Origin of the sequence: Streptomyces solincola (genome assembly GCF_002982015.1) — a bacterium.
Taxonomy (GTDB): domain Bacteria; phylum Actinomycetota; class Actinomycetes; order Streptomycetales; family Streptomycetaceae; genus Streptomyces; species Streptomyces solincola.
The window spans coordinates 1-12,073 of sequence record NZ_PVLV01000490.1; the positions used below are offsets into that span (position 1 = coordinate 1).

Sequence of the window (12,073 nt, forward strand, 5' to 3'; positions counted from 1 at the left end):
GTCCCGGCCGGGACTGTACGGCGGCACCATGAACCGGTCGAGCTGCGATGTGGAGCGCCAGATCTCGTACCTGACCTCCGAGCCGCCGAAGAACCGGGCGTTCGCGAAGGCGCTGCGCATCCGGCCCGGGGACGTGCCCGACTACCTGCGCGCGCTCTCCCCGCTGGTGCTGCGGGCGGACACCTGGGTGACCAACCACTCCTACCGGGACGGCGAGCCGCGCCCTTACCAGGCGGTGCTCCAGGCCGGTACGGCGGTGATGGTGGACGACCGGGGCGCGCCCCGGGTGCGCTGCGCCTGCGGCAACCCGCTGGGCGATCCGGTGGTGACCGGCAAGGCCCCCCGTGCGGTGGGCACCCCCTGGCCGGGCTACTCGCTCTCCCGCACGGTGGTGGTCAAGCCCGCGCCGAAGCCGGTGGAGAAGTTCGTCGTCCTGGACACCGAGACGGGCCGCTGGATGACCCGGGAGGCGGGGGACTCGAACGCCGACCGGGACGGGGCCACCACCGCCCCGACCACCGAGCCGACCGACGGCACCACCGCACCGCCGTCCTCGGCGGACACCGGCACCGCCCCGCCGTCCTCGGTGCCGCCGCAGCGGCCCGAGTCGCCGGCCGACCCGGGCACCTCGCAGGCGCCCGAGCCGCCGCCGGACACCGACACCCAGGGGCCGGGAGACGGCAGCGAGCCCCCGCCGCCGCCCGGGGACACCACCGGGCAACCCCCTCCTGGCAACGGCTCGCCGGAGGCGCCGCCGAGCCAGGAGCAGGAGCCCCCGCCGGCGTCGCCCTGAGCGGGACGCGCGGGGACCACCGTCCGGCGGCCGCGCGTTCCGCCGCGTTCGCGGCATATCGTCGGATTAGCCTGTGATCATGTCCGACACGCGAGATCACAGGCCGAGCGGAGACGACCGCGGCGGCCGGCCGGCCGAGGAACGGGAAGACGGCGGCCGACGAGCCGAGGAAACGGACGACGGCGGCCGGCGGGCCGAGGAGCGGGACCACGGGGCGCACGGGCGGCCGCCGACCCGCGCCGACACCTGGGCGATGTTCAAGCGGTCGCCGTTCCTGCCCGCCACCGTGCTGGTCTTCATCCTGGCCCTGGCCGCCGCGCTGTTCGCGGGCTCGTACACCTACACGATGGCGAACCCGACCCCCCGGCACATCCCCACCGCCGTGATCGGGCCGGCCGGCTCCCCCGCCGGCAAGGCGTTCATCGGCGGGATGGAGAAGGCGCTGGACGCCTCGCTCGAACCGCGCCCCTACCGCGACCGGGCCCAGGCGCTGGACGCGGTCAACGAGCAGCGGGTGTTCGCCGTGCTGACGGTGCGGGCGGACAGCGTCCGCTTTGAAGTGGCCGGCGCTTCGGGCGCGTCCGTGGCGCAGTTGCTGGCCGAGTCCGCGGTGGCGGTCGGCCGGGCCGTCAAGGTGCCGGTGGAGGTGGCCGACCTCAAACCGCTCCAGCCGGGCGACCCGCGGGGCTTGGCGCTGTTCTACATCTCGCTGGCCGCGGTGATCATCGGCTTCGTGGGGGCCATCCAGCTCAGTGTGCACGCCCGGCCGCTGAACCCGGCCGAACGGATCGGGTTCACCGTGCTGTACGCGCTGCTCGGCGGGTTCGCCATCGCCGCGACCGTGGACTGGCTGCTGGGGGCGCTGGACCTGCCGTTCGCCGAGTCCTGGATCATCCTGGCGCTGACCATGTTCACCTCCGGGATGGTCTTCTCGATGTTCAACACCCTGATCGGGCGGTGGGCGATGCTGCCGACCTGGGGGCTGATGGTGCTGCTGGGCAACCCCTCCTCGGGCGGCGCGGTGTCCTGGCCGCTGCTGCCGTCGGTGCTCGGGCACATCGGGCAGTGGCTGCCGCCGGGGGCCTCGGTCAACGCCCAGCACACCGCGGTCTACTTCGGCGGGCACCAGCACCTGTTCCCGTTCGCGGTGCTGGCGGGCTGGGCGCTGCTGTCGTCCGCGGTGTTCTGGTTCTGGCGCCACCGCCACCCCGGCGGCCGGGAGCGCGGCGGCGCGCACGCGGCCCTCTGACCCGGCCGGGGCGGCCGGACGCCGTCACTCCGCGAGGAATCCCGCGGGCGACGGCGTACGACCGCACGGGCGGTCAGCCGAACCGCCGCCGGACGGCCGGACGGCCGGACGGCGGGACGGCGGGACGGCCGGACGGCGGGACGGCGGGACGGCCGGAAGGGCGGAAGGCCGGAAGGCCCGAGGGGTCGAAGGCCGGGCGGGCGGTCAGCCGCGGTCGAGCAGGGCCTTCATCCGGGTGATCTCGGCGCTCTGGGAGGCGATCACGGCGTCCGCGAGGTCCTTGGCGGGCGGGTAGGCGCCCTCGGACTTCTCGGTGCGGGCCATCGCGACCGCGCCCTCGTGGTGCCGGGTCATCAGCTCCAGGAAGGCCCGGTCGAAGGCGGGGCCGGTGGCCTTCTCCAGCCGGGCCATGTCCTCGCCGGTCATCATCCCGGACATCGCCCCGCCGTGGCCCCCGTGGCCCCCGTGGCCGCCGTCGCCCTCGGCGGGGACCCGCTCGCCCCAGGCGGCGAGCCAGCCGGACAGGGTCTCGATCTCCGGGCCCTGCTCCTTCCGGACCGCGGCCGCGAGCTGCCCGACCTCCGGCGAGGCGGCGCGGTCCGCGGCCAGTCCGGCCATCTCGACGGCCTGGCGGTGATGCGGGATCATCCCCTGCGCGAACGCCGTGTCGGCGGCGTTGTGCTCGCCCCTCGCCGGCGTCGGGGAGGCGGAGGCGGACGGGCTGGTCGCCGCCCCGTGGCCGGAGTGGCCCGGGGAGCCGGCCTGGTCCTGCCCGCCGCAGCCGGCCAGCAGCAGGGCGGCGGTGAGGGCGGCGGCCGGGACCGCGGCGCGGGCGCGGGTCGGGGCGCGGAAAAGGCGTGCGTTCATGGTGGTGCGACTCCTTGCGCGTGCGGCGCGCCGGCGGACGGCCGGGAGGGCGCCGCGCTGGTGGGGAAACGGCTCGCGGCACGGCGTCGCCCCGGGCGGGGGCGCCGTGCGGGCGGGGCCTATATGCGCAGGAGTTGCAGGCGGGCGAGGTCCGGTGGGGCCCGGTCGGTCGCCGTGGCGGCGGACGGACCGGCGCCCGGGGCGTCAGCGGTGGCGGTCGCCACCCCGCTCGGCGCGAGGGGCGCGGTCGCGGGGGCGGTCGAGACGCCGCTCGCGGCGCAGGTCGGGTCGGCGTGTTCCAGATGCCCGCCGGGGCCGCCGTGGCCACCGCCGGGGGCGTCCAGGTGGTCGCAGGGGTCGCCCGGGACATGGCCGGTCGTCATGGCGGGGGCGTGCGCCTGGCCGTGGGCGGACGGCGGGAGCACCGTGGCCGGCCCCGGGGCGAGGCCGTGCATGGCCGCCACCCCGGCGAGCACGGCCAGCACCAGCAGCAGCTGGTACGCCGTGGGGCGCGGCTGCGGGAAGCGGTGGCCGGTGCTCATGGTGATCCATCGTAGGGGCGGCGGTCCGGCGGCCGTGCGCCGCCCCGCACAGCGAGACCCCCGGACGGGTGCTCCCCGTCCGGGGGTCGGGCCGGCAGCCCGGGAAGGCGGTGCGGAGACGTCGGGCGGCCGCCCGTCCGGTCTCCGCGCGGCCCGCGGGCGCGCCCCGGCTCAGACCTCGCCGCGCCAGCCGCCGGTTTCGGTTCCGCGCGACTCGATGTACCCCTTGAACCGCTTGAGGTCGCCGGTGACCTGCCGCTTGACCACGCCCAGCTTGTCGCCGACGGTCTCCGCGAGGCCGTCGGGCTCGAAGTCCATCTGCAACATGACCTTGGTGGTGGTGTCGTCGATGCGGTGGAAGGTCACCACACCGGCCTGGCGCGCCTCGCCGGCGACCGTGGTCCAGGCGACCCGCTCGTCGGGGATCTGCTCGGTGATCTGCGCGTCGAACTCGCGCTGGGCGCCGTCCACCTTGGTCACCCAGTGGGTCAGCGTCTCCGAGCGCTGCTCGATGCGCTCGACGCCGTCCATGAACTCCGGGAAGGACTCGAACTGCGTCCACTGGTTGTAGGCGGTGCGCACCGGGACGCGGACCTCGATGGACTCCTCGACCTGCGACATGTGTGGCGTGTCCCTTCCGGGCCCGACCGCGCCGGCCGTCGGTCGGCGGCGACCTCGTCGGCCCCTGTGACAGTCCGTCTGCCCCGGGCAACCGCCCTTATGGCCCTGTTTGTTCGGCCCGGAACGGGACACTCGTCTCCTCTCCCCTGCCCTTCGGGCGGCGGGGGCGACCCGTGGAGGTGAGGAGGATGCCGGGAGAGCAGGAGCTGCCCTCGACGCTGCGGCGTTCCCCCGAGGGCGCGCGGCGCACCTGGATCGCGGCGCACGACTCGGCGGTGGAGCAGTACGGCGAGGGCGAGCGCGCGCACCGGGTGGCGTTCAGCGCGCTGAAGCACTCCTACGAGAAGGTCGGCGACCACTGGGAGCGCAAGGAGGACGGCGCCCGGGGGCCGTCCGACGAACTGGCGGCCACGCCGCGCGGCGCCGGCGGGCACAGCGGCGAGGGCGCCGACGAGAACGCCTCCAAGCAGCACCTGTACGACCTCGCCAGGCGGCTGGACGTGCCGGGGCGCTCGCGGATGTCGAAGGCGGAGCTGGCGGCGGCGGTGGAGAGGGCGAACCGGTCGAAGACCCGGCAGGCGCGCTCCTGAGGCGGTTCGCGCCTCACATGGCGAGGTGCGCCGGGATGTGGGTCTCCGCCTCGATCTCGCCGCCGGCCTTCCTCATCAGCGCGCGGGAGAGTTCGTTGAGGCAGCGCGCGGCGGCGATCTCCTCGCCGATGCGCTGCTGCTCCCGGTCGTCCGGGTGCCGCCGGGCGTGCCCGTGGGCCCGCATCTCACTGCCGTCCGGCAGCCTGACCAGGCATGCCGCCCGGGTCCTGCCCGCTTCCTCGGTGAACTCCACGTCCACGTGCCAGCCGACGATCGTCTGCATCCTGACCACCTCCTGGTCGGGTCCTCCCTCCAGCGTGCACCCGCCCGACGGGGCCCGCCGCTCGGGCTGAACAGCCGGACGCGGCCGCCCGTACCAGTGTCCGGACCGAGGCGACGGAACAGGCCTCGGACGGCGAGGGAGCGGGCACATGACGGAGCGGGACGAGCGGCTGATCCACGGTCTGGCGGACGGCGGGGCGGAGGTGTCGGTGGTGCTCCGGCTGCGCTGGGACGACATCGCGGCGCTGGGTCGGGAGGCGAGCAAGCTGGCCGAGCAGCGCGGCGTGCCGGTGAGCCTGGACGACGCGGTGAGCCACCGGCTGCGCACCTGGTCGTCGGTGGTGGCCGCCGGGGCGCCGGAGGAGCGGGCGCGGGGCCGGGAGCCGGACCGCGCGCACGAGCGGGCCCGGGTGGCGGCGCCTCCGGTACCGGCCCCGTCGGCCCCGTCGCCGGCGCCGGTGGGGGACGTGGGCGGAGCCGGTCGTACGCCGGTGCTGCCGCCGGCCGGCGGGCCGGCCGAGCATCCCGCGCACGCGGCCGGCCGGCTCGGCGGCGGGGCGCCGGCGGGCGTGGCGGCCGGGGCGGGCCCGCAGCACGTCCGGTAGGCGCGGCGGGCGCGCGGCCCGGACGGGGGTAATCCCGGCCAGCCTGGGCATCCGGGCGTACGTACGCTGGTGGGAGGGGCGCGAGGACGGGTGGTGGGACGCATATGAGCGAGCGGCCGGACGGCGATGACGAGGCGGAGCTGCTGCTGCACGGGCTGACCGTGGACACCAGCCGGCCCGAGCAGCCGGTGCTGCTCGACGAGGACGGGGAGCCGATCCAGACCTGGCGGGAGAACTACCCGTACGACCGCAAGGTGCGGCGGCGGGAGTACGACCGGGCCAAGCGGGTGCTGCAGATCGAGATGCTCAAGCTCCAGCGGTGGGTGAAGGACACCGGGCAGCGACTGGTGGTGATCTGCGAGGGCCGGGACGCGGCCGGCAAGGGCGGCACCATCCAGCGGTTCACCGAGCGGCTGAACCCCCGTGGCGCGCGGGTGGTGGCGCTGGAGAAGCCGACCGAGCGGGAGGCCGGCCAGTGGTACTTCCAGCGGTACGCGGCCCATCTGCCGGCGGCCGGGGAGATCGTCTTCTTCGACCGCTCCTGGTACAACCGGGCCGGCGTGGAGCGGGTCATGGACTTCTGCACCGAGGAGCAGTACCAGACGTTCCTGCGGCAGTGCCCAGCGTTCGAGCGGATGCTCGTCGAGGACGGTGTGCTGCTGGTGAAGTTCTGGTTCTCGGTGTCCCGCCGGGAGCAGCGCACCCGGTTCGCGATCCGGCAGGTCGATCCGGTGCGGCAGTGGAAGCTGTCGCCGACCGACCTGGCCTCGCTGGACCGCTGGGACGACTACACCACCGCGAAGGTGGACATGTTCCGGGCCACCGACACCGTCGAGGCGCCGTGGACGGTGGTGAAGAGCAACGACAAGAAGCGCGGGCGGCTGGAGGCGATGCGTTCGCTGCTGTCCCGCTTCGACTACCCGAGCAAGGACGCCGAGGCGGTGGGGAAGCCGGACTCGCTGATCGTGGGTGCGGCCGACACCCTGCTGGAGCCGGGCGAGGAGAGCACCGCCCTCTCCCCCACCCCGCTGGCGCCGGCCGCCGACGGCCCCGGCGCGCACCCGACCGGTGGGCCCGACGAGAGGCCCTAGCCCTCGGCGGTGCCGGCGGCCGTTCGAGGTCCGCGCCGCGGTGTCGTCAGGCGGTGGGCCGAGGAGGTCGGGCCCCGGACCGGTCGGTCCGGGGCCCGACGGGTCCGGTCACGCGGCGTTCTGCGGCCCCGCGATGTTCACCATCCACATCACGCCGAAGCGGTCGACGCACATGCCGAACTCGTCGCCCCACATCTGGGTCTCCAGCGGCACGGTGACGGTGCCGCCGTTCCCGGACAGCGCCTCCCACCAGCGGCGCAGCTCGGTGGCGTCGTCGCCGCTGAGGCTGACGGCCATGGTGTTGCCCGGCCGGTGCTCCATGCCCGGCGGGGTGTCGGCGCCCATGAGGTACAGGCCGCCGGGGGCTTCGAGCGCACTGTGCATGATCTTGTCCTCGGAGCCGGGCTCCGCGCCGCCCATGTCGCCGAAGGTCATCAGGTCGAGCTGCCCGCCGAAGGTCCGCTGGTAGTGCTCCATGGCCTGGCGGGCGTTGCCGTCGAAGCTGAGATAGGGATTGAGACGATTCGCCATGACATGCCCCTCTTCGCGTTCTTTGCCTGGGGCGCCATCATCACAGACCGATGGGCGGCTGCCGCGCGGCGTCCGGGGACAGATGCGCCCGTACGACGGCGACCGCCAGCGTGGCGGTGTCCTGCGGGGTGCCGTCCACCGGCACCACCGCCCCCTGCTCGTCGTGCTGGAGCGCCTCCAGGGTGTCGAGCTGGGACCGCAGCAGCGACGACGGCATGAAATGCCCGTGCCGCTCGGCCATCCGGGCGCCGATCAGCTCGGCGGAGCCGTGCAGGTGGACGAAGAAGACGCCCGGGGCGGCGGCCGCCAGCAGGTCCCGGTAGCCACGCCGCAGCGCGGAGCAGGCGACCACACCGCCCTCGGCCGCGTGGTCGGCGAGCCAGTCGGCCACCGCGTGCAGCCACGGCATGCGGTCCTGGTCGGTGAGCGGGGTCCCGGCGCGCATCTTGGCCACGTTGGACTCGGGGTGGAAGTCGTCGCCCTCGGCGTACGGCACCGCGAGCTCCCGCGCGAGGGCCCGTCCGATGGTGGACTTGCCCGACCCGGAGACGCCGATGACGGCCACCAGGGGTACGGCTCTTTCGTCTGCCATGGCCGGCGGGTACCCGCCGGCCGCCGCGGGAACCTCCCGGGACCCGGGCGTACGCCGTCCGGAGGCGGGGAGCCGCCCGGTGGCCAACAGTGGGGGGTGCACGAGGTACGCACATCGGAGATGTCTTCGGAAGGACAGTCGGCATGGCATCCATCGACCCCGGGGCGCCCTTCGAGCCCGGAGCCCGCAACCCTGTCAGCGACGCGTGGAACACGGTCGGCAGCTACGAGTCCTACGAGGAGGCGCAGGCCGCGGTGGACCGGCTCTCGGACGAGATGTTCCCGGTCGAGAACATCGACATCGTCGGCTCGGGGCTGCGGCTCGTGGAGCATGTGACCGGCCGGCTCACCAAGGGCAAAGCGGCCGGCGCGGGCGCGGCCAGCGGGGCGTGGTTCGGCCTGTTCATCGGTCTGCTGGTCGGCCTGTTCACCCCCGGGCCGACCTGGCTGGGACTGATCCTGGGCGGCGTGCTGATCGGTGCGCTGTGGGGCGCGGTGTTCGGCTTCGTCGGGCACGCCGCGACGGGCGGTCGGCGGGACTTCTCCTCCACCCAGCGGCTGGTGGCCTCGAAGTACGACGTGATCGCGCGGGGCGGGCAGGCCGAGCGGGCCCGCACCATCCTGGCCGGCGCGGCCGCGCCGGACGCCGCGGGCCCCGGGCCGGGCGCGGGACCGGGCGCCCCGGGGCCGCTGGACAAGCCCGGACCTGGCTCCGGCTCCGGCGCGGCCCCGGCGTAGGCCCGAGGCGGCCTGCGCGGCCGGGCTGGTGGGCCGGGGCCCACGCGGCGGCGGCTTCAGCGGCGGGCGGATGGGCGCGGCGCGGGTCTCCAGGAGGGTGAGCAGTCCGCCGCGCTCCACCGCGTCCAGGGACAGCGTCCGGTAGCCCACCGTCTCGAAGAGGACGGTGATCCGGTCGCCCTCGCCGCTGAGGACCGCGCCGTCGCCCCACTCGGTGTGCCGCACCCGGGCGCCGGGGCCGTAGCGCCCGCCGTCCTCGGCCTGCCGGGCGCGGCCGTCGGCGGCGTCCTGTGCGCCGGAGCGGCAGACGTCGCAGGCGCCGCAGGGCGGCTGGTAGCTCTCGCCGAAGTAGCCCAGCAGGAAACGGCGGCGGCAGCCGGTGGTCTCCGCGTAGGCACGTACCATCTCCACGCGGGAGCGCTCCAGCCTGCGCCGGTCGGCCGCGGTCTCCCGGGCCCGCTCGGCGGCCTCGTCGGGGTCCGCGTCCCCGGCGGCGCGCAGGGTGCCGTCGTCGTCGGTGCGGGCCGCGCCGGACTCCTCCAGGAGGTTGGCCGCGGCGGTGACCCGGTGGCGGCTGAGCCCGGTCCGCTCGCGCAGGTCGTCCACCGAGCCCGGCTGCTCGCCGAGCTGCCCGGCCACCTCCGCCAGGGTGTCCTCGTGCGGGGTGCGGGTGGCGAGGAAGTTCTGCATCCCGGTGTCCTCCGGGCGGTAGTGCAGCACCGCGGCGGCCGGCTGCCCGTCCCGCCCGGCGCGGCCGATCTCCTGGTAGTAGGCGTCCAGCGAGCCGGGCACGGAGGCGTGCAGGACGAAGCGGACGTCCTCCTTGTCGATGCCCATGCCGAACGCGGAGGTGGCCACCACGACGTCGAGCCGGCCGTCGAGGAAGGCGTCGTGGACGCGGGAGCGCTCCGCGGCCCTGAGCCCCGCGTGGTAGGCGGCGGCCGCGAGCCCCAGCTCGGCCAGTTCACCGGCGTACGCCTCGGAGTCCTTGCGGGTGGCGGTGTAGACGATGCCGGGTTTGCGTTCGGCGGCGGCCCGCTCCACCACCGCCCGGCGCTTGTCGTCGTCGTCGGTGAAGCGGCTGACCTCCAGGGAGATCTCCGGCCGGTCGAAGCCGGCGACGACCAGGGCCGGGTCGTCCATGCCGAGCCGTTCGGCGATCTCCCGGCGAACCGGCGGCGCGGCCGTCGCGGTCAGCGCCAGCACCGGGGGCCGGCCCACCCGGCGTGCGGCCTGGCCCAGCCGCAGGTAGTCGGGGCGGAAGTCGTGTCCCCAGGCGGCGACGCACTGGGCCTCGTCCACCACGAACAACGCGGGCCGCGCCGATGCGAGGGCGTCGACGACCTCGTCCTTGGCCAACTGCTCGGGGGCGAGGAACAGGTACGCGGCGTCCCCGCCGCGTACCGCCTCCCAGGCCGCCTCGCTCTGCTCGGCGCTCTGCGCGGAGTTCACCGCCACGGCGGGCGTGGCGCGGTGCGCCGGCAGGCCGGCGATCTGGTCCCGCTGGAGGGCGAGCAGTGGCGAGACGACGACGGTCGGGCCGGGCAGCAGCAGCGCCGGCACCTGGTAGACGGCCGACTTGCCGGCCCCGGTCGGCATCACGACCAGGGTGTCCCGGCCGGCCAGGACGTGCTCCATGGCGGCGGTCTGGCCGGGCCGCAGCTCCCGCCAGCCGAAGACCTCGCGCGCGGTGCGGGCGAGGTCTTCGCGGCCGTTCCTCCCGGCCGGGCGCGTCACGGGTCCGCTCGCCCCGCCGTGCCGCCGCCGAGGCCGCCGGCGTAACCGGCGTCACCGGTGCGCGGCGACGCCTGCTTCAGGCGGTCGATCATCTGCGACGCCTGGGCCTTGGTGAGGTCGGCGGGCAGTTCTTCGCCGGCCTCGCGGGCGAGCGTGTGCAGATAGCTGAGCTGCGGTCCGGTGGCGGGTTCGTCGCCGGTGACCCAGTCGTCGATCTTCTTGTCGGGGTCCTGTCCCTGCGTGCCCTGCGGGTCGGTCGCGTTCATGCGTCCCGACTACCCCGGGGGCCGCGCACTACCCCGGCGGCCGGCCCGCGCGCTCCCCGGCGGCCGCCCGGGCCGCGGGCCGGCCCTCTCAGGGCCGGACCACGATCTTGCCGTGCACATGGCCTTTCTGGCTGAGCTCGAAGGCGTCCGCGAGGCGGTCCAGCTCGAAGACCTCCGCCACGGGGACGGTGAGCTTCCCGGCGTCGGCGAGCGCGCCCAGCTCGGCCAGGTCGCCGCCGTCCGGGCGGACCCACATCCACTGGCCGCCCTTCGCGGTCACCGAGTCGTCGGCGATGGAGGCGTGCCGGCCGCCCTCGGCGAGCACGGCGAGGGTGTCGTCCAGCACCCCGCCCACGAAGTCGGCGACGACGTCCACCCCGCCGGGAGCCAGCGCCCGGACCCGGTCGGCCAGCCCGTCCCCGTACGCCACCGGCTCCGCGCCGAAGCCGCGCAGCCGCTCGTGGTTGGCGGGCGAGGCGGTGCCGATGACCCGCGCGCCGAGGGCCCGGGCGATCTGCACGCCGAACACGCCGACGCCGCCGGCCGCGTTGTGCACCAGCACCGTGTCGCCCTCGCCGGCGCCGAGGCGGGTGAGGGTCTGGTACGCGGTGAGTCCGGCCAGCGGCAGCCCGGCGGCCTCCTCGAAGGACAGCGAGGACGGCTTGGCCGCCAGGCAGCGCACCGGCACGGTGACGTACTCGGCGAAGGTCCCGCCGTGCACGTAGTCCTTGCGGGCGTAGGCGAACACCTCGTCCCCCGCGGCGAACTCCGGTGCGTCGATGCCGACCCGCTCGACGACGCCGGCCACGTCCCAGCCGGGCACCACCGGGAAGACGGTGTCCATGAGCGGCGCCAGGCCGCCGGCCATGATCTTCCAGTCGACCGGGTTGACCGCCGCGGCCCGTACCCGCACCAGCACCTCGCCGGGGCCGACCTTGGGGTGCGGCTGCCGGGTGGCGGACAGCACCTCGGTGCCGCCGAACCGGTCGTACGTCATGGCCCGCATGGTCGCGTCGCCCTGGGTTTCCTCGGTCATGGCCGCGCCTTCCCTCTCGCTTTCGGGTTCACCGTCCGGTACGGGTGCGCGGATGGCCCGGTCCGAAACCGTGACGGATCACATGGAGGCGCCGAAGACCTGGGTCCACCAGGGGCCGCCCGAGCCGTCGTGCTTCCCGACGCCGATCTCCTTGAAGGAGCAGTTGAGGATGTTGGCGCGGTGGCCGGGGCTGTTCATCCAGGAGTCCATCACCGAGGCGGGGGTCTGCTGGCCGCGGGCGATGTTCTCGCCGTAGGTGCTCCAGCGGTATCCGGCGGCGGTGACCCGGTCGCCGGGGCTCTTGCCGTCGGGCGAGGTGTGGTCGAAGTAGTCGCGGGCCGCCATGTCGGCGGAGTGCCGCTGCGCCGCGGTGTCCAGCAGGGAGTTCTGGCTGACCGGTCCGCAGCCGCTCCGCTGCCGCTCGGCGTTGACCAGTGCGGTGACCTGCTGGCCGAAGGAGCCGGTGGGCGCCGGCGGATCGGACGGCCGCGGCGCCGGGGGCTGCGGCCGGCGGGTGGTACGGCTCGGGGCGGG

15 protein-coding genes and 1 pseudogene are annotated in these 12,073 nt (G+C 75.3%); 6 read left to right on the forward strand and 10 right to left on the reverse strand.

All coding sequences use genetic code 11. From position 1 onward, the window contains the following. Together C6N75_RS25265 and C6N75_RS25270 are read left to right on the forward strand one after the other, a co-directional pair. The coding region (locus C6N75_RS25265; RefSeq protein ID WP_105871192.1) for a DUF6777 domain-containing protein at nucleotides 1-793 on the forward strand (793 nt) is incomplete at its 5' end. Nucleotides 794-1,046: 253 nt separating this feature from the next. Continuing rightward, entirely contained in the window at nucleotides 1,047-2,042 is a 996-nt protein-coding gene (locus C6N75_RS25270; RefSeq protein WP_105871204.1) for an ABC-2 transporter permease, read from the forward strand. Between the two features lie 204 nt (nucleotides 2,043-2,246). Here C6N75_RS25270 and C6N75_RS25275 read toward each other — a convergent pair whose 3' ends face one another. From C6N75_RS25275 to C6N75_RS25285, 3 genes are all read right to left on the reverse strand, one after another. Further along, complete coding sequence (locus C6N75_RS25275) at nucleotides 2,247-2,909, reverse strand: DUF305 domain-containing protein (RefSeq protein ID WP_105871193.1); 663 nt, start codon at nucleotides 2,907-2,909, stop codon at nucleotides 2,247-2,249. Between the two features lie 119 nt (nucleotides 2,910-3,028). Next, on the reverse strand, nucleotides 3,029-3,451 hold the full coding sequence (locus C6N75_RS25280) for a DUF6153 family protein (RefSeq protein WP_105871194.1): 423 nt from the start codon (nucleotides 3,449-3,451) through the stop codon (nucleotides 3,029-3,031). A gap of 171 nt (nucleotides 3,452-3,622) precedes the next feature. Next, complete coding sequence (locus tag C6N75_RS25285; RefSeq protein ID WP_105871195.1) at nucleotides 3,623-4,072, reverse strand: SRPBCC family protein; 450 nt, start codon at nucleotides 4,070-4,072, stop codon at nucleotides 3,623-3,625. Nucleotides 4,073-4,260: 188 nt separating this feature from the next. Between C6N75_RS25285 and C6N75_RS25290 the strand changes: the two genes are divergently transcribed. Continuing rightward, nucleotides 4,261-4,662 carry a ChaB family protein gene (locus tag C6N75_RS25290; RefSeq protein WP_105871196.1) on the forward strand — a complete coding sequence of 134 codons (402 nt, stop codon included), beginning with the start codon at nucleotides 4,261-4,263 and terminating at the stop codon, nucleotides 4,660-4,662. Nucleotides 4,663-4,675: 13 nt separating this feature from the next. On the opposite strand, the gene C6N75_RS25295 is transcribed toward C6N75_RS25290, so the two are convergent. After that, nucleotides 4,676-4,945 (reverse strand): DUF1876 domain-containing protein, encoded by a 270-nt coding sequence (locus C6N75_RS25295; protein WP_105871197.1) that lies wholly within the window; start codon nucleotides 4,943-4,945, stop codon nucleotides 4,676-4,678. Between the two features lie 148 nt (nucleotides 4,946-5,093). On the opposite strand from C6N75_RS25295, the gene C6N75_RS25300 reads away from it, so the two are divergent. After that, complete coding sequence (locus tag C6N75_RS25300) at nucleotides 5,094-5,549, forward strand: hypothetical protein (protein ID WP_105871198.1); 456 nt, start codon at nucleotides 5,094-5,096, stop codon at nucleotides 5,547-5,549. Nucleotides 5,550-5,653: 104 nt separating this feature from the next. Further along, a complete protein-coding gene (gene ppk2 / locus C6N75_RS25305; protein ID WP_105871199.1) occupies nucleotides 5,654-6,640 on the forward strand; it encodes a polyphosphate kinase 2 in 987 nt (328 codons plus the stop codon). 108 nt (nucleotides 6,641-6,748) lie between these two features. Here ppk2 and C6N75_RS25310 read toward each other — a convergent pair whose 3' ends face one another. Both C6N75_RS25310 and C6N75_RS25315 read right to left on the reverse strand, forming a co-directional pair. Continuing rightward, complete coding sequence (locus C6N75_RS25310; RefSeq protein ID WP_105871200.1) at nucleotides 6,749-7,171, reverse strand: VOC family protein; 423 nt, start codon at nucleotides 7,169-7,171, stop codon at nucleotides 6,749-6,751. Between the two features lie 40 nt (nucleotides 7,172-7,211). Beyond that, a complete protein-coding gene (locus C6N75_RS25315) occupies nucleotides 7,212-7,913 on the reverse strand; it encodes a gluconokinase (RefSeq protein WP_322888078.1) in 702 nt (233 codons plus the stop codon). Between C6N75_RS25315 and C6N75_RS32155 the strand changes: the two genes are divergently transcribed. Beyond that, complete coding sequence (locus C6N75_RS32155) at nucleotides 7,907-8,500, forward strand: general stress protein (protein WP_322888079.1); 594 nt, start codon at nucleotides 7,907-7,909, stop codon at nucleotides 8,498-8,500. The two genes, C6N75_RS25315 and C6N75_RS32155, sit on opposite strands and share 7 nt — an antisense overlap. A 96-nt stretch (nucleotides 8,501-8,596) precedes the next feature. Here the strand turns inward: C6N75_RS32155 and C6N75_RS25325 are convergent. From C6N75_RS25325 to C6N75_RS25340, 4 genes and pseudogenes are all read right to left on the reverse strand, one after another. After that, a pseudogene (locus tag C6N75_RS25325) lies at nucleotides 8,597-10,237 on the reverse strand (RecQ family ATP-dependent DNA helicase); the annotation flags it as partial. Further along, nucleotides 10,234-10,503, reverse strand: coding sequence for a DUF3072 domain-containing protein (locus C6N75_RS25330; RefSeq protein ID WP_105871202.1), 270 nt, complete (start codon nucleotides 10,501-10,503; stop codon nucleotides 10,234-10,236). The gene C6N75_RS25330 and the pseudogene C6N75_RS25325, both read right to left, overlap by 4 nt. A gap of 88 nt (nucleotides 10,504-10,591) precedes the next feature. Then, nucleotides 10,592-11,509 carry an NADP-dependent oxidoreductase gene (locus C6N75_RS25335; protein WP_181160610.1) on the reverse strand — a complete coding sequence of 306 codons (918 nt, stop codon included), beginning with the start codon at nucleotides 11,507-11,509 and terminating at the stop codon, nucleotides 10,592-10,594. A gap of 108 nt (nucleotides 11,510-11,617) precedes the next feature. Continuing rightward, nucleotides 11,618-12,073, reverse strand: a 456-nt coding sequence (locus C6N75_RS25340; protein ID WP_146132671.1) for a CAP domain-containing protein, incomplete at its 5' end; no start/stop codon positions are given.